The sequence below is a fragment of the Streptomyces sp. NPDC003036 genome (assembly GCF_040611175.1).
Taxonomy (GTDB): Bacteria; Actinomycetota; Actinomycetes; order Streptomycetales; family Streptomycetaceae; genus Streptomyces.
In genome coordinates, this window is sequence record NZ_JBEXNO010000068.1 from 1 (window position 1) to 24,774 (window position 24,774).

General features: G+C 70.1%; 23 protein-coding genes and 1 pseudogene. 17 read left to right on the forward strand and 7 right to left on the reverse strand.

Annotated elements, in window-relative coordinates; translation table 11 throughout:
* Positions 1 to 41: 41 nt before the first annotated feature.
* From ABZX67_RS31950 to ABZX67_RS31970, 5 genes and pseudogenes are all read right to left on the reverse strand, one after another.
* Positions 42 to 949 (reverse strand): annotated as a pseudogene (locus ABZX67_RS31950) (IS5 family transposase).
* Between the two features lie 40 nt (positions 950 to 989).
* Positions 990 to 1,607 carry a GNAT family protein gene (locus tag ABZX67_RS31955; protein ID WP_355367835.1) on the reverse strand — a complete coding sequence of 206 codons (618 nt, stop codon included), beginning with the start codon at positions 1,605 to 1,607 and terminating at the stop codon, positions 990 to 992.
* Between the two features lie 417 nt (positions 1,608 to 2,024).
* Positions 2,025 to 2,180, reverse strand: a complete 156-nt coding sequence (locus ABZX67_RS31960; RefSeq protein ID WP_355367838.1) for a hypothetical protein — start codon at positions 2,178 to 2,180, stop codon at positions 2,025 to 2,027.
* A gap of 83 nt (positions 2,181 to 2,263) precedes the next feature.
* Positions 2,264 to 3,133 carry an AbiV family abortive infection protein gene (locus ABZX67_RS31965; protein ID WP_355367841.1) on the reverse strand — a complete coding sequence of 290 codons (870 nt, stop codon included), beginning with the start codon at positions 3,131 to 3,133 and terminating at the stop codon, positions 2,264 to 2,266.
* Between the two features lie 53 nt (positions 3,134 to 3,186).
* Positions 3,187 to 3,435 carry a hypothetical protein gene (locus tag ABZX67_RS31970; protein ID WP_355367844.1) on the reverse strand — a complete coding sequence of 83 codons (249 nt, stop codon included), beginning with the start codon at positions 3,433 to 3,435 and terminating at the stop codon, positions 3,187 to 3,189.
* Positions 3,436 to 3,627: 192 nt separating this feature from the next.
* Here ABZX67_RS31970 and ABZX67_RS31975 point away from each other — a divergent pair, with 192 nt between their 5' ends.
* From ABZX67_RS31975 to ABZX67_RS31990, 4 genes are all read left to right on the forward strand, one after another.
* Positions 3,628 to 4,875 (forward strand): PIN domain-containing protein, encoded by a 1,248-nt coding sequence (locus ABZX67_RS31975; protein ID WP_355367847.1) that lies wholly within the window; start codon positions 3,628 to 3,630, stop codon positions 4,873 to 4,875.
* Positions 4,876 to 5,248: 373 nt separating this feature from the next.
* Positions 5,249 to 7,006 carry a pentapeptide repeat-containing protein gene (locus ABZX67_RS31980; protein WP_355367850.1) on the forward strand — a complete coding sequence of 586 codons (1,758 nt, stop codon included), beginning with the start codon at positions 5,249 to 5,251 and terminating at the stop codon, positions 7,004 to 7,006.
* Positions 7,007 to 7,748: 742 nt separating this feature from the next.
* Positions 7,749 to 8,204: a hypothetical protein gene (locus ABZX67_RS31985; protein WP_355367853.1), complete on the forward strand. Its 456-nt coding sequence runs from the start codon at positions 7,749 to 7,751 to the stop codon at positions 8,202 to 8,204.
* Between the two features lie 67 nt (positions 8,205 to 8,271).
* Positions 8,272 to 9,315: a DUF6292 family protein gene (locus tag ABZX67_RS31990; protein ID WP_355367856.1), complete on the forward strand. Its 1,044-nt coding sequence runs from the start codon at positions 8,272 to 8,274 to the stop codon at positions 9,313 to 9,315.
* 14 nt (positions 9,316 to 9,329) lie between these two features.
* Here the strand turns inward: ABZX67_RS31990 and ABZX67_RS31995 are convergent, their stop codons facing one another.
* Positions 9,330 to 10,349 carry a hypothetical protein gene (locus ABZX67_RS31995; protein ID WP_355367859.1) on the reverse strand — a complete coding sequence of 340 codons (1,020 nt, stop codon included), beginning with the start codon at positions 10,347 to 10,349 and terminating at the stop codon, positions 9,330 to 9,332.
* 167 nt (positions 10,350 to 10,516) lie between these two features.
* Between ABZX67_RS31995 and ABZX67_RS32000 the strand changes: the two genes are divergently transcribed.
* The gene (locus tag ABZX67_RS32000) at positions 10,517 to 11,365 is read left to right on the forward strand and encodes a hypothetical protein (protein ID WP_355367862.1); all 849 of its coding nucleotides are present in this window, start codon (positions 10,517 to 10,519) and stop codon (positions 11,363 to 11,365) included.
* Between the two features lie 550 nt (positions 11,366 to 11,915).
* Here ABZX67_RS32000 and ABZX67_RS32005 read toward each other — a convergent pair.
* Complete coding sequence (locus ABZX67_RS32005; protein ID WP_355367865.1) at positions 11,916 to 12,047, reverse strand: hypothetical protein; 132 nt, start codon at positions 12,045 to 12,047, stop codon at positions 11,916 to 11,918.
* 369 nt (positions 12,048 to 12,416) lie between these two features.
* Here ABZX67_RS32005 and ABZX67_RS32010 point away from each other — a divergent pair, with 369 nt between their 5' ends.
* From ABZX67_RS32010 to ABZX67_RS32065, 12 genes are all read left to right on the forward strand, one after another.
* A complete protein-coding gene (locus tag ABZX67_RS32010; protein WP_355367868.1) occupies positions 12,417 to 12,806 on the forward strand; it encodes a WYL domain-containing protein in 390 nt (129 codons plus the stop codon).
* Positions 12,807 to 13,174: 368 nt separating this feature from the next.
* A complete protein-coding gene (locus tag ABZX67_RS32015; RefSeq protein WP_355367871.1) occupies positions 13,175 to 13,318 on the forward strand; it encodes a hypothetical protein in 144 nt (47 codons plus the stop codon).
* Between the two features lie 391 nt (positions 13,319 to 13,709).
* Positions 13,710 to 13,847 carry a hypothetical protein gene (locus tag ABZX67_RS32020; RefSeq protein ID WP_355367874.1) on the forward strand — a complete coding sequence of 46 codons (138 nt, stop codon included), beginning with the start codon at positions 13,710 to 13,712 and terminating at the stop codon, positions 13,845 to 13,847.
* A gap of 280 nt (positions 13,848 to 14,127) precedes the next feature.
* Positions 14,128 to 14,517: a DUF3846 domain-containing protein gene (locus ABZX67_RS32025; protein WP_355367877.1), complete on the forward strand. Its 390-nt coding sequence runs from the start codon at positions 14,128 to 14,130 to the stop codon at positions 14,515 to 14,517.
* A 72-nt stretch (positions 14,518 to 14,589) separates the two neighbouring features.
* On the forward strand, positions 14,590 to 14,859 hold the full coding sequence (locus tag ABZX67_RS32030) for a hypothetical protein (RefSeq protein ID WP_355367880.1): 270 nt from the start codon (positions 14,590 to 14,592) through the stop codon (positions 14,857 to 14,859).
* On the forward strand, positions 14,856 to 15,089 hold the full coding sequence (locus ABZX67_RS32035) for a hypothetical protein (RefSeq protein ID WP_355367883.1): 234 nt from the start codon (positions 14,856 to 14,858) through the stop codon (positions 15,087 to 15,089). Before ABZX67_RS32030 ends, ABZX67_RS32035 begins: the two co-directional genes overlap by 4 nt.
* Positions 15,090 to 15,692: 603 nt before the next feature.
* Positions 15,693 to 16,109, forward strand: coding sequence for a hypothetical protein (locus tag ABZX67_RS32040; RefSeq protein ID WP_355367886.1), 417 nt, complete (start codon positions 15,693 to 15,695; stop codon positions 16,107 to 16,109).
* A gap of 188 nt (positions 16,110 to 16,297) precedes the next feature.
* Positions 16,298 to 16,651, forward strand: a complete 354-nt coding sequence (locus ABZX67_RS32045; RefSeq protein ID WP_355367889.1) for a DUF3846 domain-containing protein — start codon at positions 16,298 to 16,300, stop codon at positions 16,649 to 16,651.
* A 104-nt stretch (positions 16,652 to 16,755) separates the two neighbouring features.
* Positions 16,756 to 17,010 (forward strand): hypothetical protein, encoded by a 255-nt coding sequence (locus ABZX67_RS32050; RefSeq protein WP_355367892.1) that lies wholly within the window; start codon positions 16,756 to 16,758, stop codon positions 17,008 to 17,010.
* Between the two features lie 1,669 nt (positions 17,011 to 18,679).
* The gene (locus ABZX67_RS32055) at positions 18,680 to 19,015 is read left to right on the forward strand and encodes a glyoxalase (RefSeq protein WP_355367901.1); all 336 of its coding nucleotides are present in this window, start codon (positions 18,680 to 18,682) and stop codon (positions 19,013 to 19,015) included.
* Between the two features lie 4,210 nt (positions 19,016 to 23,225).
* Entirely contained in the window at positions 23,226 to 23,363 is a 138-nt protein-coding gene (locus tag ABZX67_RS32060; RefSeq protein ID WP_355367895.1) for a hypothetical protein, read from the forward strand.
* A gap of 47 nt (positions 23,364 to 23,410) precedes the next feature.
* Positions 23,411 to 24,697: an asparagine synthase-related protein gene (locus tag ABZX67_RS32065; RefSeq protein WP_355367898.1), complete on the forward strand. Its 1,287-nt coding sequence runs from the start codon at positions 23,411 to 23,413 to the stop codon at positions 24,695 to 24,697.
* Positions 24,698 to 24,774 lie beyond the last annotated feature (77 nt).

Here is a 24,774-nt window from a genome sequence, read left to right on the forward strand (position 1 = left end):
ACAGATCAAACGCAAGGCACCAAGGCCAGTCGTAGCGCGAGTCAGACCACCGCCCGGAGCGGCACCCGAACATCCTCACAGTCATAGCGGGTGGCGACAGACCTGAACTGCTTGAGCTTTCCGATGGCCCGCTCTACAGTATTGCGGTTTTTGTACCGTGCCTTGTCGAAGCCCGGAGGGCGTCCGCCGCGTGAACCCCGACGCAGGCGGGCGGCCTTATGGTCCCTCTTCTCCGGAATCACGTGTCGGATACCGCGCCTGCGGAGGTAGGCGCGGATCGCGCCATTGCTGTACGCCTTGTCGGCGGAGACGCTGTCCGGGGTGCGGCGGGGGCGCCCGAGCCCCGCGCGGGAAACGCGGATCTTGTCCATAACCGGTTGGAACTGGGTGCAGTCCGCCCGCTGCCCCGGCGCGATGAGCAAGGACAACGGGCGGCAGCGGCCCTCCGCGGCAAGGTGGATTTTGGTGGTCAGTCCACCGCGGGAACGACCGAGGGCCTCGCCTGACGCACCGCCACCTCCAGCAGGAGCCGCAGGGCTATGTGCGTGCGCAGGTGAAGTGATCTTCGTGTCGCCCCCTTTGAGACATCTGATGGCGAAGGCGGCGGTTTCGTGGGTGCGCCGGCGGCGTGCTGGTGCGCCCGCACGCAGGTGGAGTCGACGTTGACGTGCCAGTCGATGTCGCCCCGGGCATCGGCAGCGGCCTGGACGTGCTGGAGGAGCCTCTCCCAGGTGCCGTCGGCCGACCACAGCAGGTGCCGCTTGTGGATGGTCTTCCACGGACCGAAGCGTTCGGGAAGCTCGCGCCACTGCACCCCGGTGCCGAGCCGGTGAATGATCCCGTTGATCACCTGGCGATGGTCCCGCCACCGGCCGCGTCGGTTGTTGCTCACCGGCAGCAGCGGCTCCAGCACGGCCCACTCAGAGTCTGTCAGATCCCCCCGGCTCATCATGAACGGAACAACGAGCGATGCGACACAATCGGCACGGTCAGACCGACATGTGAACGGATGCTTCCGGCCGCCCACGGTGCTGGGACCATTCCGGCGCCAGAATCGACATCACCGCCGCGTCCACCCGCTTGCCATCCCACAGCAACGCATCGCGCAGTACTCCCTCGGCGACGAAGCCCACCTTCTCGTAGACGCGGCGAGCCCGCGGATTGAACGCGTAGACCTCCAGCGAGATGCGGTGCAGACCCAGTTCCTCGAAGCCGTATCCGACGATCAGCCGGGTCGCCTCCGTCCCTAGACCGTGCCCGTAGGTGCCGGGCACGAGGCAGATACGGAAGCTGCAGCTTTCGTTGCCCGGGTCCCACTCGTTGAGCACCGCCTCGCCGATAACGTTCCCCGTCGCCTGCTCGACCACGGCAAGATCCAGCCGGTCATCCTGGTACCCGCGCGTGTCGTACCAGGTGCGTATCCGCGCCTCATCGGGCTCGCCGTCGTCATGGCTGCCAGTCAGCCGTGACGCCTCGGTGTCCCGGAACATCGGCAGCAGCGCGGGCACATCATCCACCGTGACCGGCCGGAGCAGCACCCGCTCCCCCCTCAGCGTGGGCTTGCTGAGAAAGTCGGGGCGCGGAGCACTTCGAACCTGATCAACCATTGCCGCATTGTGTGCGACCTCCCCGCTCGGTGTCCTCCCGTTATTCGTCACACGACCAGGTCACCTCTGATCAAGTTGCCCCATGATCGGGGAGACAGCCCCTAGCGGCACCGGTCTCGCAAGGCGCCTACTCACACGCAGACGTTGGTGATGCTCGGCCGATGAACGCCCCCAGCCTCTGCGGCCCACGCTGCCCGTCGCGCTCACCTCGATCGAATTGTGCGGACTCGTGTGGATGACGGACCCGATCCCTCCGGCATCGGGCCCGTAGCCCGAGCCGCGGGCATCACTACTGCCAACGAAGGTTGGAGTACGCCGCGCGGCCGGGCTCCTGGGTGGCTGGGCGGCCACACCGCGGTGACCGGAGCATGCGGAAGGACCCCGGGGTTGCCGGGGCCCTTCCCGCCGAGGGCGGCGTTACTGGGTCAGCGCCCCGACCAGGGCCTTCGTCGCCTCTCCGGCGGCGCCGACCACGGCCGTTTCCAGTGCCGGGCGGATCGACCGTACGGCGCGCTTGAGGGCGTCCACCCAGGCGTTGTTGCCCCGGGCGTGCTGCGGCTGCTTCTTCCCCATGTTGACCTCGCTGGGGTTGGGGGAGCCCTCTGGGCTCCGTTCAACCCTTCGCCGGGGAAGTGGTGCTCTTTACAGTACGGACCTCACGTGATCTCGATCACGTTCACTTCCTCAGGCCGGGGCGTGGTTACCTGCTCGTCGGGCGCAGCAGCGGGAGGCGGCACGGCGAGTTCGCCGGCGATCACGGTTGCCTTCGATTCGAGAGCGACAGGTCCTTCGAAGTCGGCCATCATCTGGTCGATGAACGTCTCCAAGACGGTCCCCCGCGCGGCCTCTTCAAGCGGCGCGTCATCGCGCGCGAGCGCTCGCATGGCGGCGATGACCTTCTCGCTCTCCTCAGAAGAGGGGTCGTCGCCCATGTACTCCCACGTGGAGGCGTATGACTCCTTGCCGCGCACGCGGCGGAGCATAACCAGGTAGGCGTCAGGATCCTCCATGGCCTCCTCCGCTTCGGTCGAGAACGCGATCACGGCCTCGACGACGCGGACCATCTGCCGCGCCTGCTCCTCGGTGATGTCGCTGGGCTTGAGGATCTGCCCGGTCGAGTTGGAGTCCGTGTAGAAGCCGCGCATCTTGTTCTTGTTGGTGCGCCGAGCGTCTCTGAGGGACTGCTTGAGCAGCTTCTCCACGCTTTCTGGGACTTCGTCGCCCACCACACGGAGGACGAAGAAGGCGCAGAACGCCTTGGCCTCGTGGCTATTCATGGCCGCGCGGAACGCGTCCTGAACGGCCTGTCGCTGCTCATCGGGCCAGACGAGGATCGAGTTGCACAGGATGCCCTTCCCGGCCTCTTCAAGGGCCAGGGCGGCGTTGGAGAAGGCGACCGGCCAGACGCTGACGTCGAGGACGGCGCGAGCGGCGAGCAGATGCTGTCGGGCGTGCTTGTACGCCTCGGCCGCCAAGGTGATGAGGATCCGGTCCGTCTTGTCCGGGTCGGGGAGCAGCGTTGCCATCTGATCACTGTGGCAGGGGGCGTACTTCGCTGCACGAGGTTTCTCCGCCCGGGTCAGAACAGGGCGGGTTCCTGGGGCTCGTCGACGCTTGGCGCTGCGAGCTCGTCCACAGGGATCTCCATCTGCCCGTACGGCAGGTCCACGATCTCCAGCGACCCGCCGCACGAGACGAGGGCGTCGTACCGGGCCCGCATGCTCGGCGGATCGTGCCGCCACACCCGGCTCCTGCTGAGGCGTCCGGCGACCGGACCGGCGGCGACCTCGCGATCACACCGGGGGCACTTCACTCGCGGCAGCTTCATCACCCGCAGTGGGGCGGAAACCGCAGGGCGCTGTCCGGCTGTCAGGAGAGCTGGCAGGAGCCGTGTTCGGGACAGTGGTCGCTGGCCGGGAACCCCTGCCGCCGGTACCGAAATTCCGCTCCCCGTTTGCTCAGAACGCGAGAGGCTGAGCCCGTACGACTCGGAGCCGAGGGAAGACTGGAGTGCCCCGATTTGATCATTCTTGACGCGAACATCCTCAAGGGGACCTCTCTGCGGGGTCCTGCTGCGGACGTGCTCCGCGCCATCCGAGCGACGGGGGTTGAGCGTGTGGCTGCGCCATGGATTGCCGTGGAGGAGATAGCGGCACAGCAAGCCCTGGCTTACCAGGAGAAACACAACGCGGCCATAATGGCCGTGGAGGCCCTGCGGAAGGCCACGCCCTGGGCGCACGTCGCCGACCCGTGGAGGTGGCCAGCTGAGCACGTGCGTGAGCACTGGCGGGAGCGGTACTCGTCCATCGCGGAGGTCATCGAGACGTCCCCAGCCGCTTACCAGCAGGCCATGTTCCGGGAGGCGAACTTGATTGCCCCCTGCAAGACCAGCGGTAAAGACAAGATCGGTGCCCGGGACGCCGCAATCTGGTTGACGGCGGTCGAGTACGCGCGGGCCCATGAGCAGGAGACCGTGTACTTCATCAGCAACAACCCTACGGACTTCGGGGACGGCACCTCGTTCCCGGCGCCGATGGACCAGGACATTCGCGGCATGGAGGACCGGTTCTTCCTGTTCACATCGCTTGACGGCATTCTGACGAAGTTCGCCACGGAGCTGGAGGCCGGGGCCGAGGACATTCAAGGGCTCCTCGACACTGGGGAGTCCCGCGCGGCGATCCTCCAAGCGGCCCGGGCAGCCGCCAGCCGCTACGGGGCGGTCTGGGGCGCGCGCATCACCAGCCTCATAGATCCTCGAGATAAGGACGGGCTATGGGCAGATGTGGTCTCCCCTTGGCGGCCTACCAATGTGGCGCTGAGCAAGGTGCTGGAGGTGAGCGGCCGCGAGGTTGGTGGTCACCACTGGTTCACCGCTTGGGTGCGGTGGTTGCTCACCGAGGGCAAACCAACCCGAGCCTTGCCGAGCGATCGTTTGGCGTACGCCTGGGAGACTCGAGTTCTGTTGAGTACGACGGCGGACAGGTCCCTGACGGTCCTGGACTTCAGGCGTCCGGGGCCCATCGCGCCGGAGGACGTCCCCGGGTTGCCGCGGGAGGAGAACCAGGCCGCAGACCCCCCGATCGTGGCCGCGGCAATGCGGAAGCTCTTTGGAGACAAGGAAATCCAGGCCGGCCTGGTACGCCTCGCCGCGGCGTCGGCACCCGACCTCACGCCCTTCGAGGAGGCGCTTGGCAAGGCCTTCAGCGACGGCCAGCTCCTCGAGACCCTCCGTGCCATGCGGATCGACGAGCCCGAGGAGGAGGCATAGTCGCGCTCCCAGCACGTGCGGCACCCCACTGAGGGAGCCCGACCAAGTCGGGGTTCTTTCACCCTCCCCCTGCGCGGACCTACCGTGGGGTCATGAGCGGTCTGAAGGTCGCCAAGCTGTAAAGCGACGGGCCGGGGTAGGGCCTATGGCGTAGGCGTGCGCGCCGTGCGAGTGTCTTCTCGGGTGCTTCGTGATGTGGCACCCACCTAGGTCGTGTAACGAGTGGATCTTGGGCTGTGATGATCACGGTTCATGGGTCGGGGAGGTCTCATCAACGAGAAGTGGGTGGTGCGGGAGCCGTTGTTGCCGGAGGGTGATTACGGTGTCGTGCTCCGCCGAGGGAGGCAACTACCCGGGTGCGCTTTGTCGTCCTATGGACATGACAGTGAATCCTGAGCGAGCTGCCATCAGACCGCCAAGCTGGCCGCACTGCGGTCACGGCGCCACTTCAGAGGCTCCGGTAGGCTGCCGCGGCGTTCGGGTTCTCGACTACACCTCGTGCCTTTTTCACCTAGACGAGGCCGACCGCACCGCCTACTTTGCGTCCCTGGCGGCAGGTGCCGATGTCGACCACAGCGGCACATCCTTCACTGAGGAACTGCTGCGCCGACTACTCGATGCCTTGCGTGACCCCACGACCGGACAGTGTCGTTTCGGGCGCGCCCAGTTCAGCCAGGCGGTATTCTCTGCCACCGTCAGATTCACCGAGGTGACCTTCTCCGATACTGCCTATTTCGACGCGGTAAAATTCACCGGCGACGCCTGGTTTGACGGAGCCACGTTCTCTGCCACTGCCTGGTTCGACAAGGCGAACTTCACCGGCGACGCCCGGTTCGACAAGGCCACCTTCACCGGTGTGGTCTGGTTTCAAGAGACGACCTTCTCTGCCAACGCCACATTCATCCAAGCGACCTTCGTGGACACCACCTTGTTCGCCGGAACGGTATTTTCCGCCACGGCTGCGTTCGACCAAGCTCGGTTCGAATCAGCTTCGCATCTGGGACCGATCATTTGCGGCGGCTGGGTAACTCTGGATAGTGCGGTGTTCGGTGCGCCGGTATCGATAGACATTGCCGCACGGACGCTGACTCTGCGGCGCACGCGGTGGGAGTCCACGGCTACGCTATGGGTGCGCTATGCCGAGGTGCAATTGACTCAGGCAGTGTTGGAGTATCCGGTCACCCTGGCGCCTGCCCTGGCTCCCTTCACGGACTTGCGGGACAATCCTTTGTCCGAGGAAGTGCTGGCAGGCCGGGACCCAGGCGTACGAGTGACGATACTCACCGGAGTAGACGCAGCGCACCTGGCGCTGATGGACGTGGACCTGTCCGGCTGCCTGTTCGCCGGAACAGTGCACCTGGATCAGCTCCGCTTGGATGGCCGCATCACCTTCGCCAGACCGCCAACGGGGTGGCACCGCCGCGGGGTGGTGCCGCTGCGGTGGTCTCGGCGGCGCACCCTTGCCGAGGAGCACCACTGGCGCGCTGCTACGGCCAGCCAGCCTGCCCCGGGACAGCCAGCTGCCACGGGCGGGTGGGAGGCCAGTCGACACCACCCGGGCCCCAGGGGTATCCCGGGCCCGGAGACCATCGCTGCGGTATACCGGCAGTTGCGCAAAGCTTTGGAGGACAGCAAGAACGAGCCCGGGGCGGCGGACTTCTACTACGGCGAGTGTGAGATGCGCCGCCACGACCGCACCGGCACCCCCTTCGCCGAACGTGCCCTGCTTGCCGCGTACTGGGCGGTCTCTGGATACGGGCTGCGCGCGTCTCGCGCGCTGACATGGCTGGCTTCGGCGATGACTGCCACCGTGGCAATCATGATGCTGTGGGGCCTGCCCACCGAGGCCCCGAAGCCAACTGTCACCGGGCGCCAGGTACAGGCTGGGCACACGCTCACCTTGGTCACCGACACCCCCGCCCCGGTCAATCCCACAGGTGCATGGTCCAAGCGTGTCACCACCGAGCGATTCGAGAAGGCTTTACGGGTGGTGATCAACTCAGTGATCTTCCGCTCCTCCGGCCAGGACCTGACCACCGCCGGCACATATGCCGAAATGACATCCCGTCTCACCGAGCCTGTTCTTCTCGGTCTAGCCGTCCTGGCCGTACGCAGTCGCGTCAAGCGGTAATGGACCCAAAGGTGGCAGTCCCCACTCGCTGTTCGTGGTGCTTGTCAGTGGCTGCCCGGCAGCGTGTTTCCGGGCTGAGGGCGCCCACACGGATTTACTTGCTGATGCGCTGGCCGTACACCCCTGGACAAGAACGGCACCATCAGCCCCGCCCCGTAGAAGCCGAAGCCCCGGCCACCGCTGAAACCCCCGCGCCTGCACCTGGTTGATGATCAGGTTCCAGCAAGCGTGACACCGTCAGAGCTGTTCTGTCCGATGGCGGGCGCGGGAATCAGGACCGCACCGCGGCCAGCCATGTACGCCTGCCTCATCCTGGCCCGGGAGCTCCGCACGGTTCAGTGCTGGCAGCGGGGTGACGGTTTCCCCAGCGGTCACGCCGCCAGAGCAGTGAGAGCGGAGCGCCGTCCAGCGGACGGTGCGCAGCGCAGCCATGCCGGTGCGGGCGGAACGGTTGCGCGGCGGGGACTCCGCCTGCCCGGAGATTTCCGGCGGACCCAAGGGCCGGCATGCAAACGGCCGGCGCCCAATCCGCCGAAGCGGGTGGCAAGGGCGCCGGCCAACCGAAAACACACACTCCGCGGGAGAACCCGAGAGGCGGTCTCGTTAGTGAGTGTATCGGCCCGTCACCACATTCGGTACGTCCTTCCTTGCCGGTGATGACGCAAAGGGGTTATTGTTGTCTCGCTGGTGTGTCGTGGCAGCACGCCGGCATCGAACACACACCTCACGCAAGGAGCAGGTCATGCCCGTCTATCTCGCCCGGCGAGATGCCGACCACCACGTCCAGGAGATCGGAGCCCCCGCCGTCGTCGACGCCGCCGAGCTCGCCGCCTGCGACAGCGCGCAGCTGGTCTGGCCGGCCAGCGCCGCGGCCGCGTCCGCCGAGCTCGCCGGGCTCGCCCGCGACCTGGCCGACGCCGATGTCATCGTGCAGTGGCACCCCGACGGCCTCGTCCTGCCGGACCTCGCCTCGGGCCCGGGCGACACCGCCGGTATCCGCGTCCGGGCCACCGGCCGCGCCCCGCATGCCCTGTACGTCATCACCGCCGCCGCCCTGGTTCCGCTCACCCACGCCGCCGGCGCCCTCGCCTTCCTCCAGCCGTTCATCGACGCCGCCGCCCGCAGCTGCGACGGATGCGGGGCCGAGCCCGGCGAGCCGTGCCTGCCGAACTGCCTGCCGGACCCCTCGACCACCTGAATCGCCCGCTCCGGGCGGGGCGCTGACACCGGTGCCCCGCCCGTCCCCTGATGGAGATACGAAGAAGATGATTCGTGCCGGACGCCTGAAGTACGCGCAGACGATGGCCGAGCTGGCTGCCGCTGTCGGCAAGTCGCTGGGCACCTTCCGCAATACCAAGCCGTACGAGCAGGAGGGGCACCCCGCCCCGATCAGCTCGCCCGATGCACGGGCCAAGCTGTGGGACAGCGAGCAGACGAAGGCCTTTTGGGCCGGCGAGCCCGTCCCCGCCCTGCCGGACGTTGATGACGACGAGGACCTGCTGGACCGCCATGAGGCCGCGGCCGAACTGGGTGTGTCACCGGCCAGCTGGAACAAGTACAAGAGCGACCCGAAACTGACCGAGCACGTTGTCCTGGTTCCGAAGAAAAACGGCACAGAGCACTGGCCGCGCCGCGTCGTGCGCGAGTTCAAGGCCTCCCGTCCCGGCCGCGGCGCCGGCGGCGGCCGCCGCACCGGCAGCGGCGACATGATCCCGCGCGATCAGATTCTGCAGCGGATCGCCGAGCTGCTCGATGACAACCCGGCGATCACGCTCGCCAAGGTCGCCGACACCCTGGGCATCGCGAAGTTCCCCACCGCCCAGGCCGGACTCGCGCAGGTCCGCGGCCGGCGCATCGCCGATTTGGTCGAGGGCGAGCCCGATCTCACTCCGCTCGAGGCCGCCGAGCGCCTCGGCTACCCCACCGTCACCCACCGCGGTGCCGCGACGGTCGCCGAGGCCGAGCTGCGGACCCGCCGTGCACGTCCGTACCTGCAGCAGGTGGCCGACGCCCTGGCCGAGGCCGGCGTCGCCGAGCCGGTCGAGGTCCAGGTGCGCCAACTCGCCGACGAGCACCTGGTGGCCGCCGTCCCACTCACCGCCGACCAGGACTCACCAGCGCTGGTGTGGGACGAGCGGTACGGGTGGCGCACCGCGACCAGCCGTCGCCACCCGATCGGCAAGGACACCGGAACCGCTCCGGAAGGCGAAGGAATCCGCTACCTCGGCAGCAGCATCCGGCCTGAGCCGGCCGAACTGCTAGAGCAGCTCGCCGACGGCTGCCAGGGATCCAAGCGCCCCAAGGCTTAACCCCGGAGAGAGGTTCAGCCGGCCCGCGGGTAGCTCGCAGCCGGCCCCACCGTGCCGGAACCGAAGCGGGCGTTGAGCGCGTCGATGGCCTGCTCGGCGCGCAGCCGGTGCTCCCGGTCGGCGTCGAAAGAGAGCTGCTCGCAGGCCGCGGCCGCGTCCACCAGCTGCTCGCAGCGCAGGGCGAGTGCCCGCACGCGGGCCCGCTGCAGCCCCAGGGACCGGTACATCCCGTACGCCACATCGCGCAGATCGCCGGTGTGCGCAGACGGCCCGCCGGGCAGCTGGCGGCTGCGGTGGATCTGGGTGCGGTCGGCGAAGGTCACCGTCATGGTCACGGCCTTCGCCGCTTGCCGGCGAGTTCGCAGCCGCTCGCCGAGCTCGACCGCCAGCGACAGCAGCGCGGAGCGCACCAGCTCCGGCGCCAGAGTGTCGGTCGGGAAGCGGCGCTGCGCGGCCGCGCTGTGCGGCAGCTCGGCCGGCACCACTCGGCGGCGGTCGATACCGCGGGCCCGCTCGCGCAGCAGCCGGCCGGCCTTCCCACCGAGCACCCGCTGCACCGTCGCCTCCGGCAGATTCGCCAGCAGCCCGATCGTGTGCACGCCGTACGTCGTCAGCGTTCGCTCCTGGGCGCGCCCGATGCCGTGGAGATCACCAACCGGCCGCGGGTGAAGGAACGCCGCCACCGCCTCTGGGCCAGAGCCGACCGCACGCACTCCGCCCCGCCCCGGCTCCCGGGACGCCATCGCCGCGATCGTCCAGTTGGGTCCCACACCGATCGCCACGGGCAATCCGTACAGCGCCAGTGCCCGTGCTCGGATCATCCGAGCCAGCTCCGCCGGATCGCGATCGAAGAACCGCACGCTGCCGGAGACGTCCGCCACAGCAGCGGACGGCGGCAGAGCCTGCACCACTGGGGTCACGTCTCCTACCAGGCCGAGCAGCAGCCGGTACAGACCGGGATCCACGTCCATCGGGCAGCGCAGATGGAGGATCGGTGAACCGGCCCCGACGGCCTGGCCGTGCTGCTCGTCCATGGCGACACCTCCACCCTCACCGCACTCGAACAATAATCGAACGCGCATCGTGCGGGGCACTCCGGCCAGGGCTTGCCCACCTATACCCGAGGCTTGCCCAGCGCCACGTCCTCGAGGCTTGCCCAGCACCCTGACCAGCAGCAACGCCATCGGGTACATGTACCGGTATGGGACGTCTCCACTGGTCCGCCATCGTCGACCGCGCCCGGGCAATCGTGACCGCGTACGGGGAACTGGGCTGCACGCTGCGCCAGGTGCACTACCGGCTCGTCGCCGAAGGACTCATTCCCAACACGGCGCCCACCTACCGGCGTCTGTCCTCCCAACTGGCCCAAGCCCGCCGCGACGGCCACTTCCCCGACCTGATCGACACCCTGCGCGAAGTCCACGTCCCTCCGGCCTGGACCGACGCCTCGGCGTTCCTCGTCGACGTCCCCGGATGGTTCGCCCTAGACCGCACCGCCGGCCAGAGGACCGCGCTGTACGTCGCAGCCGAGAAGGACACGCTGCGCCGCATGTTCACCGAGTGGCTGGCCGACCTCGGCATCCCCGTCCTGGTCGTACGCGGCTTCGGCTCCCAGTCGTACGTGGACGTCGTGCGGGCCCGCACCGCCCGCGACCCGCGCCCCGCCGTGCTGCTCTACGTCGGAGACTTCGACTGCTCCGGCGAGGACATCGAACGCGACTGGACCGCACGTACCGGTTGCTGGTCCCGGGTCGAGCGCGTCCTCCTCACCTACGACCAGATGCAGGCCTACGGACTTCCCGCTGCCGAGGGCAAACGGGACGACCCGCGGTGGCCGGCCTTCGCGCAGCGGTACGGCTTCGACGTTGACCAGCCGGTCCAGTGGGAAGTTGAGGCCCTCGAACCGGCCGAGCTCCAGCGCCTGGTCCTCGAAGCGGTGGAAGCCCACATCGACCGCTCCCAGCTCGCCCGGCAGCTCGCCGAAGAGCAGCGCCAGCGCCGCCAGCTGGCCGACTTCCTGCGCCAGTTCGACGGCTCGGGCGGTTCGTGAAGTCAGGGCAAGCCTGCCGGCGGCGCCCTCGAAGAGGTTGCACCCACAGTTGTCTGCACAGTTGTCTGCACAGGTGGACCCAAAGTTGCACCGGAGGTACTACCGGAGGTGTGAACCCCCCTTTCGTGATCTTGAGCGTTTCGCCTGGTCAGGCCACCTGGGCAAGCCCTTTTTGTACGCCGACACCTCTTTCTCCGCGATAGCCGGAGGAAGAGGCTTGTTGTTCTGACGGGCCGGCGCGGCCTGCTCGCTCTCTCGTTGCTTCTCTCGTCCCTCCTCCGCTTCCCCAGCTCCCGCATCACGCCGGTGCCGCTCGCCCGCGGCCCTGACTGCCTCCCCCTGGTTCTGCTCGTCCGCCGGGCCACCGCTCGGCGAGCAGTGAGCCAAGCGGCGAAACGGGCACGCTCGCAGCGCTCTCCTGCCACACTGAATCCGCCTCGCCGCCTCCCCCGTCGGCGGGGCTCCTGCGTATCTGGTTGCCGCTCACCCCGTGCTGCTGGCGGAACGCGAAACGGCCCCGCCGGGGCGGGGCTGTTTCATTGGGGCCGACTCAGTGTGCGTCCCAGTCGATGCGGCGGCGCTGGGGGCGGGGCGGCTCGCTGCCGGTGCGCAGCGCCCGCTTGAGCGCCGCGCGGTCCCGCTTGTGCGCCGCCCGCTGAAGCCATGTCCGGCTGCCGTCCATAAGGAAGGGGGTCAGCCAGGGCCGCTCCTCGTACTGGAGGTGCGCGGGGCGGTCGTGGAAAGTACGGGCCTTCTCGGGGGCTCCTGTCCGCTGTTGACTTGTTTGAGGTGCGTGTTTCTCGGCCGCCGCCTGGCTGCCACTACCTGGCGACTGACATAACTATATCTGCTATACATCACGAGGTCAACGGGGTGGCCGTGTCGGCATTGCGACCCCCGGAGGTGGCCGCCGAGGTGGGGGAGGCTTCCGGGGGAGATCGAGGCGAAGGGTGCGCTTCCCTTTGTGATGTGTAGAGGATATAGTTGTCTTGTTGGCCGACGGTGGCAGTCGGCCAACACCGAAGACACACCACGTCGCTGGGAGAGCCCGATGTTCAACACGATGAAGCGCACCGCCCGCCAGACCTCCACCCGCACCCTGGTCGACCTGATCCGCGCGATGGACGGCAAGCGGGCCGTGACCATCACCTACATCGACAGCGACGGCGAAGAGTCGGTGCGCACCATCGAGATCCACGACATCCGCACCGCCAACAAGGGCCGTATCATCGTCCGGGCCATGTGCCGGATGCGCGGCGAGATGCGCACCTTCCACCCCGGGCGAATCGTCTCGTACACGATCCACCGGATGCGCTTCGTGCTGGACGCCCCGACCGGCGAAACCCGCTTCACCCATGCTGCGGAGACCGAGGCGGAGCTGATCGCCCTGGAGATGGACCGCGATTACCCGGACCTGAAGCCGCTGGTCCTGGCCGCGTAGGCCGCGTGGTCCGCCCCTCACCGGGCGGGCGCACCGCCTCGGCCCGCCCCCTTCAGCACTGGGGAGCGGCGGCGCACACCTCCCGCGCCGCCGCTCCCCGAACCTCCCGGAGTCACTCGCATATCCGTCCACGTCCCTGCGTCCCAGCTCGCCCATGCCCGCCCCGCTCCGGCGACACCTGCCACGTTCCACCTCAAATGCCCCGCCGTCCTCCCCTACGGGCTGAGCGCCGACAGTACGGCGAACCTGAGGCTCCTGGCGCTGATCGGATGGCAGCCCACTGGCAATCGTGATGAATGCGAGGTATAGTTGTCTTGTCGGTCGGGGCGTCCCGCTGACATGTTCCCCTCGAACCTAAGGAGCACTCCATGGCCGTCACCTTTCGCTTCCAGGTCCGCTCCGCCCGCATCGGTGCGTACGTCGTCGACACCCGCACTGGCCAGACGTGGGTGGGGCTCACCACCGTTGGTGCGCGGCAGCTTGCCGACCATTTCAACCGTCGGGCCCGTTAGGGCCCGGTAGCCGGGGGCGGGCAGACCGCCCCCGGCCGACTACGTGACGCACTCGCAGCGGTGAGCCTGGGGACGTGCGTCTGGACCTCGAGCGCGCCTTGGCGGCCTGCTGCGAGTGCCTGCTTGGATCGGCGACGGCGAGCAGCATCTGAGGTCGGTCGGTGAGCGGCTGGGACGAGGTACCCATCTGAACCGTCGTGGAGCGCCTTAGGTGCCCTACGAGCGCACCGTCATCAAGCTCTACAAGGGGCTGGGGGAGTTCCCGGGGTCCGCGGCCGTGCGGTACCGGGCGGGTCGCTGGGCCTAGTGGCTCCGCAGGGCCCGTCTCGCCCGGTAGGGCCCAGCCGGGGGCGGCCTGCCTGCCCCCGGCCCTGCGACCACCGCGGTAGCAGTGGTAGCCGCCCACCGAACACACGCACCGGAAAGCTTCACCGTCCACGGCGACACCCAGGCGGCCGCCGTCGACCTGGACCCCGACTATCGCGACCCCTCCGGCGACGGAGCCCCGCACGTCGTCCTCGCTGCCTGACCGCCCCTCCTGCGCCCCAGTACGGCACCGCGCCGCGCCGGGGCGCACCTGTCTGCCGGGCCAGCCGCCCTGACCCCCTGGCGACCGCTCGTCGATGCGCTGGGCGGTACGCGGCGGCGGCGGGCCGGCCATCCCCCAAATGGCAGCTGACCTCGGAAAACGCCGAGAGGAGATCGGTGTCGATACCCCGAATGTGACTCGCGAATGGTATAGTTGTCTTGTTGGTCGGCGGTGGCAGTCGGCCAACACCGAAACCCACACTCCGAACAAGGGGACAGCTATGCCCGCGACCGCAACGGCCGTTGAGACCTTCGCGCTCTGGGTGTCGCCCACCGGCACGTTCCGCCTGCTGTACTGGAACACCATCACCACCCCGCAGCGCGCACTGTGCAGCGATGCCGTTCTGCCGATCAGCGTCACCGGCGAGCTGACCATGTGGGCGGACGAATGCGCCATTCCGCTGGGCCGCCCGCGCAACGCGCACGCCTCGGAACTGCTGCTGGCCTACCAGTCGCATCCCGGCGTGCACTTCGGTGACGTCGTCTTCACCGGCGCCACGGACCCCAGGACCGACACCGTCCACGGGCTCACCGAGGACCAGGCCCTGAGGCTGCTCGATCTCTACCTGTTGCGCATCAATGCCCGAGTACCGGGCGCGCGGCGCCGCTGACACCAGGTCACCACGGACCCCGGACATGAATTCCGGGGTCCGGCCCTCCGGATAACAGAGAAAGGGAAATCCATGAAATACACGTTCGTCGGCGACTGGTACGACTGCTGGGATCTCGCCTCGACTTTCGCCGTCGTCGCCGAGGGAGAAAGCCTGGACGAGGCGAAGCAGAATGCGGCCGAGGCCGTCCTTGAGCACTTCCCGCACCGCGCCGAGGGTGAGGACGGCGAGACCCCCGAACCCCTGTGGGGCGGCGACAACGGCGCCTACGTCGTCGCGGCCTTCGAAGGGGACCTGAGCGCCCAGGTCATCGAGAGCGCGACATTCGAGCTGATCGCATGACCGCAGCAGCCGCCCAGACGTTCACCGTCATCGGCCTGACCCTGGACGTCGACTGCACCGAGCTGCTCATCGCCGCCGTCCTGTCCGGCCCGGTCGCCGACCAGATCGAGCTGCTCTCCACCAGCGAAGCCGACTTCACCCGCTGGGCAGAGGAGTTCGACGCCCCCGACCCCGACACGGCAGCCGCCCTCGCCTACGAGCGGTGCCGCAGGGGGGACAACGAGAACTGATCCCACGGGGCGCAGCCATCCGGCTGCGCCCCGTACCTCTCCGGCCCACGTCGGCTCCGCCCGGCAAACGGGTTGGCCGGCCGGAGCCTCGCCGAAGCCGCCGGCCCCCGCGCTGCCGCCCGCGGGAGCCCGGGCGCAGCGGTCGGCCGGCAGCACCCGTGGGGGTGCAGCACCCTGCTCTCTCCCTGGGGGCGGGGCGCTGCGCCGTCCGTGCCGCCCGGTGGGGCGCGGTCCACTGCGTTCCCCGCGCCCCACCTCGCTGCGTGCCAGGCGCTCCGCTGCGCTGCGGCCCGGACCGAGCGCTGCGCGCTCGCACGCACCGGGGGCCCGGCAGCCGGTCGACGGGAGGCTGTGCGCCCCGCTCCCTCGCTTCGCGCTGCCGTCCCCCTCGCCCCACGGCGCTGCGCGCCACGGGGCGGCGACACGGCCCGCACAGCGCCCCGCCCCCAGGGTCAGAAACCCGCCCCGACCTCGGGAAACGGGCCAGCGAATTGATCCAGAACCCTTGAAATCAATACTCAGAGAATGCATAATTGAACTATGCGGATCGGCGGTGGCAGTCGATCGGCAGCCGAAAGCGCGCACCACGAACCGAGGAGAACCATGCCGAACGAGAACGCTCGCCGTCACCTCTCCGCCTCCCCGGCCTCGGCCCCCGAGCCGGCAATGCCCTACACCGAGGCCGAAATGGAAGACGCCATGGGCTACCTCCTGGCCCGCATGGTGCCCCTCACGCAGCGCACCGGCTGGAAGATCGAAGAGATCATCGAATCCGACATCTTCGGCCTCCTCGCCCTCGCGTACATCGCGGCCCTGCGCACCAACCCGCCGCTCCCCAAGACCGGCCCGGCCAAGGAGCTCGACGCGCTCGCGTTCTCCTACTACGTCCGCATGCTCGCCAGCGACCCCAACGGCTTCGACGACGTCACCGACCTGATCGTCCTCGACAGCATCCAGTGGTGCACCCCCGCGCTCGACACCACCGCCCGGGCCCGCGCACTGCGACTCGTCCAGGACTGACCCAACCCCGGGGCGCAGCCAACACCGGCTGCGCCCCTGCCCGGCCCGCATCGGCAAATCGGTTTCCCGCCGGTGAAAGGACGTTCGCAATAGACGCCAGTGATGAGTATGAGATATAGTTGTCTTGTTGGTCGGCGGTGGCGGTCGGCCAACACCGAGAACACACCTCTGCGAGAACGGAGTCACCCATGACCCGCACGCCCGACGCCCTGCTCATCACCCCCGACGCGGACATCGTCCCCGTCAACCTGCCCGCCGACAGCGAGTCCCGACTGACCGTCATGCGCTCCGTGATCCGCTGCGAGAGGGTGGACGTCGTGGCGCTCACCAGCCAGCTCGACATGTGGCTGGACGACGAAGGGCTCTACAACCACCCGGTCAACAAGCTCGCGACGGTGCTGGCGTTCCGCTTCGGCTTCACCTACCAGGACTACCACGGTCCCGTCCTGCTGACCGGCGGCGCAGACGCCGAGGGCGAGACGGTGCCGCTCACCAAGGACAAGCTCCTGGCGCTGCTGACCAGCCTCGCAGAGGAGCTCTAAGCCGACTGCCGGAGCAGCCGGAAGGCTGCTCCGGCCCCCCTTGCGGCGGGGGAGTGGCACCCCCGCCGCGCCGAGAACACACAGCCTTCCTGGGAGGAACGCAGATGTCCGACACCCTGCTCCGCACCCTCGACCTCATCGAGCCCGGTGACCTGGTCGTCTACCACGGAAGCATCACCGACCGGCACGGCCTGTACCTCGCCAAGCCCTGTGACTGCTTCTACTGCGCCCGCGCCGACTACGTGGGCAGCGATGATGTTCGGTATCAGCTGACGGACCCATACGCGGACGACGTGCACGTTGTCACGCTGCGGTGCGTGCGCCGCCAGTCCCTCACCCGGTCTACGGCCAACGCCTGACCCTAAGCCGCCCTAGTGCCGGAGCAGCCGGAAGGCTGTTCCGGCTCCGTTTGTGAGGGAAAAGGCTGTCGTGCTCTGCCGTACCGCGCGCCCCTGGGCCGCCCTGCCGCTCCGCGCGCCCGGAGGGCGTACCCACCGCCTCCGCCGGGCTGCCGGGCTGCCGGGCTGCGCCGTACGCTGCCGGGTGCGCTCGCCGCCGTGCCCGTAGCCGCGCTGCCGCGCGCGCCGTACCTGCGCCGCGCTGCCGCCACCGCTCCGTACGGCGGCCGCAGCCCGGCCCGCAGCTGCCTGGAGCCGGGCTGCCGCGTTCCGATGCGGGCCCTGAAGGTGCCCGGCTGTCGCCGGGGCCCTGGGTTACAGGGCTCCGGTAGGTCCTGGCGTCGGCTGCGCCGCCGCTGGGCAGCACGCTCGGGCCGGTCGTTGTACCGCGCGCCTAGTCCGCTCCGCCGTGCCTGACGAACGGACTCGTCGCCCGCCGTTCGCCACCGGCCTGCCGCTCGGCTGCCGCTCGGCCGGCCGCCGGGCCGGGTTGGTGCCGTGCCTGCTGTCCGCCACCGGCCCGCCGTGCCGCCCCCGCCGGGCGGTCTCCGTGTGCTGGCCGCGCCTGCTCTTGCTGCTGTCTCGCCGCGCTCCGCCCTCTCCGCTGCCCGTCCTCCGCTGCCCGCCCAGCCGCCCGCTGGTGCGCGCGCCCATACCCCGCCGCTGCGAATGGTGGGGGCTGCTGCGCCGCCTCCGTTGCTCCGTGCGGCCGTTGGCCGTTCCTTCGGCCGGGTCCTCGCCTGTCCGTCCGCGGCGCGCGGGCCGGCGGGCGAGGGCCGCCCCCGCTCTGCTGCGCCTCGTCGTACGCCGCTTCTGGTGGCATCCGGTGCCTTTGAGATTACCGTGTGGTCGGCGAGCCGTCGCGCCGCCGTCCCGGCTTTGCTGCGGCCCCGATCGCGCCGCCGCGCGCGCCGGTGCCGCGCTGCCGCGTCTGGCCGCTCCGCCGCCGTTCGCCACCGGCCTGCCGGCCCGGCTGCCGCTCGGCCGGCCGCCGGGCCGTGCTGGTGCCGTGCCCGCTGTCCGCCACCGGCCCGCCGTCCCGCCCCCGGGGGGTGTCCGCGTGCTGGCCGCGCGCCCGCTCGTGCTGCTGTCGCGCCGTGCTCCGCCTCCTCCGCTGCCCGCCGGCCGCCCGGCCGTCGTACGGTCGCCTCGCCGGCCGTCCGGCCGCTGGCAAGCTCCGGCCAGGTCTTGCTCACGGGCCTCGGGTCTGGCCGGGCGGGCCGCCGCCTGGCCGTGCGCCGCTCGGGACAGCCAGTTGGCGCTAGGTACGCTGAGTGAACATCTGGCCCTGACTATCCAAAACCGGTGATAGTTGGGGCCTTGTTGTGCGTCAGGATCGTGTCGGGCGCGGTCGCTGGTTGGCTCCGGTCCGGGGTTGCGGGGCTAACCCCGCTCTCCCGCATTGTGTCGTTCGCACCCACCGGTGTCCGAAGTCCAGCCCGGGACCTAAGTGGGTGTTTTTGAACGTCGTCTTCTCAACTGGCAAGGCGCGCCCTCTGCCGAGTCCGCGCCTTGCCAGGAATGCTCAGCACTCATTATCTTGATGTCGAGATTCTTTGGTAGAGGAGCAGATGTGGCTCAGGGAACGCTCGGATACGCCTTGGCTGGCCTGCATCACGTGCAGCTTGCGATGCCTCCAGGCGCTGAGGAACTCTGCCGCGAGTTCTGGGGAGACGTTCTCGGTATGACAGAGCTTGAGAAGCCGCCAGTGCTGGCGGCTCGCGGTGGGTGCTGGTTCCGAGGTGGTGGCCTGGAGGTCCACTTGGGGGTTGAAGAGGGCTTCCGTCCGAACAGGAAGGCGCATCCGGGCATCCTTGTGACCTCGCTCCAGGCGCTCGCCAAGCGGTTGGAAGACAAAGGAGTGAGCGTCATCTGGGATGACAACTTTCCTGGCCACGATCGCTTCTACGCGTTCGACAAGCTGGGCAATCGGCTCGAGTTCCTTGAACCTGTCCGCGACTGCTGACGTCGCGTGATCAGGGCGTCTTCTTCGTCCAGTGGCTGGTGCGATGGGAGCCGCCCGGGTGCTCGGGCCGGTCGCCGTACGCGTGTCTCGGCTTTGAGCTGGAGCGCCGCAACGCCCTCGGCGGCGCCCTCGACGGTGTGCCGCGGCTGATGGTCGTCATCGGCCGGGCCGACGACACGCTAGCGCTGGTGTCGCCGCTCGGTATCGAGGCCAGGCCGCCACGCGTCCGCCGTGCGGCCTCCGCGCGCCGGCCGCTGCCCGTACGGCCTTCGCCGTTCCCGGCCGCCGCGTGGCCGGGGTCCCCGGGCGTCCGCCGTGCGCCCCGCCGCTCTGCTGCCCGTTGCCTGCCGTACGGCCTCCGCGCGCTGGCCGCGGCCGCGTGGCCGGGGTCGCCTGGCCGCCGCTCCGCCGGAGCCGGGCCGACGACACGCTAGCGCTGGTGCTGCTGCCGCCTGCTGCTCGTGCTGGGGCGGCAGCTCGCCTCCGCCGCGCCGGGTGTGCTGTCCGCCGCGGCGAGTGCTGGGGCGCTGCCGTCTCCGCGTGCTGGACGCCGTGCCCGCTGTTCGCCGTGCTTCGCCGTCTCGCGTCTGCCGGCCGTGCCGGGGCGTTGTGTCCGCCGCCGGCCGCCGGCGAGGTCGGCCAGGAGCTGCCCTCCGGCCCTGGTGCCGCCCTGGCTTGCCGTCCGCCGTTCCGCGAGCTGCTGCTCCGCCCCGGCCGGGCGGTGTCCGCGTGCTGGCCGCGCTCGCGCGTGCTGTCGCTGGCCGTGCCCGCCGTACGGCCGGGCTGTGCCCGTCGTGTGGTCGCTGCTCTGTTTCGCCTTCGCCGGGGTCGCGCGTCGCCGCCTCCGCCGTGTGTTCGCTGGCCAGGTTCCCTCCGGCCGGGCCCCTGGCTGCCCGTCGTGGGGTCGCCGTCTCCAACGCGCTCCGCTGCTTCACCCGTGCTGGGGTCGCCAGGCCGCCGCTGGGATCGTCGTACGGCCGCCGGCCCGGTTCGCTGCCGCTGTGCCGTCGGCTGCTCCTCGTGCCAGCGGGGATGCAGACGCCTCGCTGGAGGCCTCCGGACGGTCGCTCGCCAAGCAAATTGACAGCGAGGTGGTCGTCGCAGACCGGCATCTTGAGGGCAGTGTGAGGAGTACCGGTCGTGCCGCACATGGTCTACGAGGTCGGGTTCCTGTTTTTCGCCCGCCCAGCGCTGGTGCCTGGGTTTGTCCACCGAGCTCAAGCTGCTCCCACAACAAGATCAGCCACGTTCGACGTGCATCCCGTGGTGAAGTTCGAGTCCTGCCGCATAACCTTCGGGCCCTCGTGTGGAAGGGCCGGGGCACAGTCGCCGTACCCCTCACCATCTTCGACGTGTTCTTCGTGGAGCGGATCAAGCTGCACGTGGGCGGCAAGTTCGGCAGTTCGAGTTGTTGGTCACGCCATTCGCCCGAGCACCGCCGGGGGATGTACATCGCTTGCGCGCCGCTCGGCGAAACCGCTGGTAAGAGGCCTGCCGCGTTTAAGCAGGTCGCGGGGTTCATGGTGTGCGTCAGGATGTTGGGCCACCTCTCCGGCAGGATGTTGGGTCGCCGTTCGGGATCGGTGGGTGACCTGGGCGGATGGGGGGAGGGCGACACGCCGGTGAGCAGGCACAGGCGTGTGATGAGGGGCACGTCGCTGATGGGGTGGGCGGGTGAGTCTGCGTGGGGCCTTGGAGTTCTGACCTGGGTTTTTTGGTGTCAGTGCCGTGCCGTAGAGTGCCCGGCTTTCCGGGGCATCTGTCCTGCGGCGGGCGGGGGTTGGGCCGCACTGTCTGTCAGCGGCGCGCCGCACAATGGTGGCCACGGCCTAGCGGGCCTTGCCGGGAAACCGGCGGCGGCCCCCTGCTCGCAACAGGAGGCCGCCTTCGCTCGGTCCGATCGCATTCCAAAGGAGGCCCACGATCAACGCCGACCACCCCGAGGGTACGTGCTCCCTCTGTCAGAGCCCTGACTGCCGCCACCTTCCTGGCCCACCTCTCGGGGCTGGCCGGGGGAAACTGCCTCGTAGGGCGCGGCGGCGCGCCCGCGCGTTGATGCGCACCGCCGCCGACGAGGCGACCCGTATGACCGTCAAGGCGGTCAGCAGCGGGGTGTTCCTGCTCCTTCTGCACTGGTGGCAGACCCGGTAAAGGGAGGTGCGCGGTCCGCGGCCCGTACGGCGGCCGAGCCGGGCTGAGGGCGGCGGGCGGCGTCGGCCGGTAGGTGGCCCGGCCGGCCCCGAGACGCCGCATCCGACTCAGTGCGTCTGGCCACCCGCCGCCGTCGGGCCGCGCCACCGCCGTGCCGGGTCGCAGTTGTGCGCCCGTCGCCGCCGTCCGTCGCGCCGTTGCCGCCTCCACGGCCTGTGCCGGGGGCTCGCCACCGCGCGGCGGCCGGCTGTCCGCGACCGCCGCCTGCCGCTCCATGTCGTACCCGTTCCGCCGCCCGCGCCTCACGCCGGCGCGCCGGGTGGCCGCCGGCTGCGGTGGAGTCGCGCTGCCGCGCCTCCGTACGAGGTCGTGCGCTGTCGCCTTTCGTACGTCCGGCTCGCGCCGTCCGCCGGGCCCCTGCGTGCCTGGTTCGGCGCCGGGCTGCGCCGCCGTCCGCCGGGGCGTTGTTGCCTGACGCCCGCTGTTGACCTGAACCTGTTCGCCGCGCTGCGACGCTCGTCGGGCGGTCGTCGTGCGTTCGGGCCGGTCCTCGCCGCCCCGCTGTATGTCCGCCGCCTGTCGTACGTCCCGTCGGCCGGTGGGCCGGTCCCTTCCGGGCCTCCGCTGTACCGCGTGCTGGTGCTGCGCCGGGGGCTTGCCGCTTCGCGCGGCCGCCGTGCGGTCGCGCCGCTGTATGGGCGCCGCCCTGTGCGGGGAACGCCCTGTCCGGGTCGAGCTGGAGGCGTCGCAGCTTCCGCCGCGTTCCGCCCTGCCGCGTTCCGCCCTGCCGCGTTCCGCCCTGCCGCCCTGCCGCCTGCCGCCTGCCGTCGGGCCCCGTCCGCCGGCCGGGGCCTGGGGCCTCAGCGGTGTGGCAGCCGCCGGCTGTGCCTGGCCGGTGCCCCGGAGGGCGTCGCGCGCGTGGTTGGCGGCGCTGGGGGTCGGCCTGCCGCGCGGAGCACCCGTCGCCCGCTGCCCGGTGGTGGGACCGGTGGCGCGCCCGCTCGCTGCGGGGCCAGCGGCCCGGGGCCCGAGTGTGATTGCCGGGCGCGGCTGGGCCCGGACCTGCTGCCTGTGCTGCTCCTGGCAGGGAGCAGTCCCCGCCGTCGGTCAGCGGCCAACCCCGGGTTCTTCCTTCCCTGGACCGCGCCGCCTTCGTTGGCGGCCACGTGCCTTGACAGCCCGCGGTGGCCGTTGTGCCGTGCTGCCGCGGCCGGCCGGTGCCCACCGTGCCGGTTTGGTGAGCAGCCGGTGTGCGGCGGCCGGTGGGGCGCACGGCACCCGCGGCTTGCTCCGGGGTCAGCGGCCCCGGTCCGGCACGTGATCGCTCGGGCCCGACAGGGCCCGGACCCTGCCTCCCGTGCTGCTCCCGGCAGGGAGCAGCCCCATCACCGGCCAACGGCCGGGCCCGTGCTCTCTTTCCGTGTGGGCCGTGGCCTGGGGGTGCAGGGTGGTGCGGCTGCCTGGGTGTGGGCGCGGTGTGGGGGTGCGGTGTGTGGCGTGCCGCTGGGTGTGCGCGGCGTGGGGGTGGGGTTTTGAGGCCTGCTGGGTGGGGGCGTGGCGTGGTCGGTGCCGTGGGGGCGGGGGCGGGGGCGCTTCGCTTCCCCGCTCCCGCCCAGGGGGCCGGGCGCTTCGCTTGGTCCGGCCCCCTGGGCCCGCCGGGCCCCCGGGGGCGCTTCGCTGGCCGGGGGTCCGGCGCTGCGGGGGCTGGCAGTCGGGCTTGGGGCGCTTCGCTGCCCCTGTGCCCTCTCGCCGCGCGCGGACGCGGGGCTGCTTCGCTGCCTGGCGTCCTCGGGTACGGCCGCTGCGCGGCTCGTTCCCGGCGCGGCGAGCTGCCGCCCCCTTGCCGTGCGGCTCTGCGCGCCGCACGGTGCGTACGGCACCGGCCGCGCCATGCCCCCACCCAGCGGCCGTGAAACCGGCTGTGAGCTGCGGAGATTTGTTGTTCCGTCAGCCCGGTTTCCCCTTGCGCTCGTGATTGGTAGGGGATATAGTTGTCTTGTTGGTCGGCGGTGGCAGTCGGCCAGCAAAGCCGGAAACACAACACAAAGGAGTTGGTCTCATGTCCACGAAGTCGCACCCGGGTGACGGTCAGTACGCGCGGGGTTCGAAGGGGGCTCTGTACGACGAGCCGCGCCGTAGCGTGGTGGCTGCCGTCCGTGCCGCCGTTCGTCACCTGACGGCGCTGCGCCAGCGGTGATTTCACCCCTGGTGAGGGGCTTTCGGGGCGGGGACGGACGGACAGCGGTGAACCCGCTGGACCTGTCCGGCCCCGTCCCGGGGGTCGATCTGTATGCGGTGGGGCTGCTGTTGGCCCCGCCCGCGCTGACGGGGGAGTTCTACCCGGTCAGCCTGTGGCGCGGAGTCGAACGGCTCCCTGTGCGCCCCTTCACGCCCGTGCCGCATCCCGGGGGGCTGCGCGCCGCGTTCGCGGAGTCGGTCCGGTCGCTGACCGAGCACGCCGACACCATCGGCGTCGCCCTGTCGGGCGGGCTGGATTCCCTGGCCACGCTCCTGCACGTGTGCGAGATCGCGGGAGACCGCCGGGTGATCGCGTTCACCGGCGAACAGCGGGACGACCAGGGCCGTAGTTGTGTCCCGGTCGTCAGGCGTCTGCTGTCGGATCTTGGACTCGAAGACCGGGTCCGACTGGTGGTTATCGATCCCGAGCGGCACCGCGCCCAGCCGGTGTGGTCCCCGGTGGGGCCGAGGCTGGACTCCCTGCCCGAGGTCAACGCCGCGCTGTCCGAGACAGCGCACCGCCTCGGCGTGGACGTGCTCTTGTCCGGGGTGGGCTCGGACGAGCTGCTGGGCGTTCCCCGGTACGCGACGGGCGAGATCGCCCGGCGGTACGGCGCGCGGGCGGCGTGGCGGTATCTGCGGGACGTGGGCGGCTCCGGTCCGGGCACCGCCGGGGAGGCGGCTGCGGTCCTGGCCCGTCTCGCGCCAGCGGGTGCGAGCGCGCGTGCGTACTGGGCGGTGAACTGGCCTGAGTGGACCGCGCCCACACCCAGCCCCGCGCTGGCCGAGCCGTACCGCAGCTACGCCGCCGAGTGGGGCCGGGCGTGGGTGGAGCAGCGGATCGCCAGCCACGCGGCCGAGGGACGGTCATGGGCCCACGCGGATGCGTTCGACGCGTTCTGGCCGCACGAGGTGATCGGTCAGGCAGGCCCGGTACCGGAGGCGTCGCCGTTTTTGACCGAGGGGTTCTTGTCGGCCGCGTTCGCGGTGCCGCTGGCGGCGCGCTACCGGCCGGACGCCCCGACGGCCTACTGGCGGTGCAAGTGGCTGGTGCTCTCGCTCATGCCCCGCCGGGTGCTGCCCGTGCTGCCGCGCCGCAAGGCGTACTACACCGCCGCGCTGGCCCGTGAGGCGACCGCTCTGGACGCCCGCGCCCCGCTGTTGTCGGTCGAGTGCGGGTTGATCGACCGGTCCGCACTGGCCCGGGAGAAGGACACGGCGTTCTTGATGACCCTGTCCGCCGTCGAACAGTGGCTCCTCGGAGCCCGGGAGAGAGGAGCGGTGATCGGCTGACCATCAGCCACCCACGGCCGGGGAAGCCCCGTTACAGGCGGACCTTGTAGTCCACCAGCTCCAGCTTGGCGAGCTGC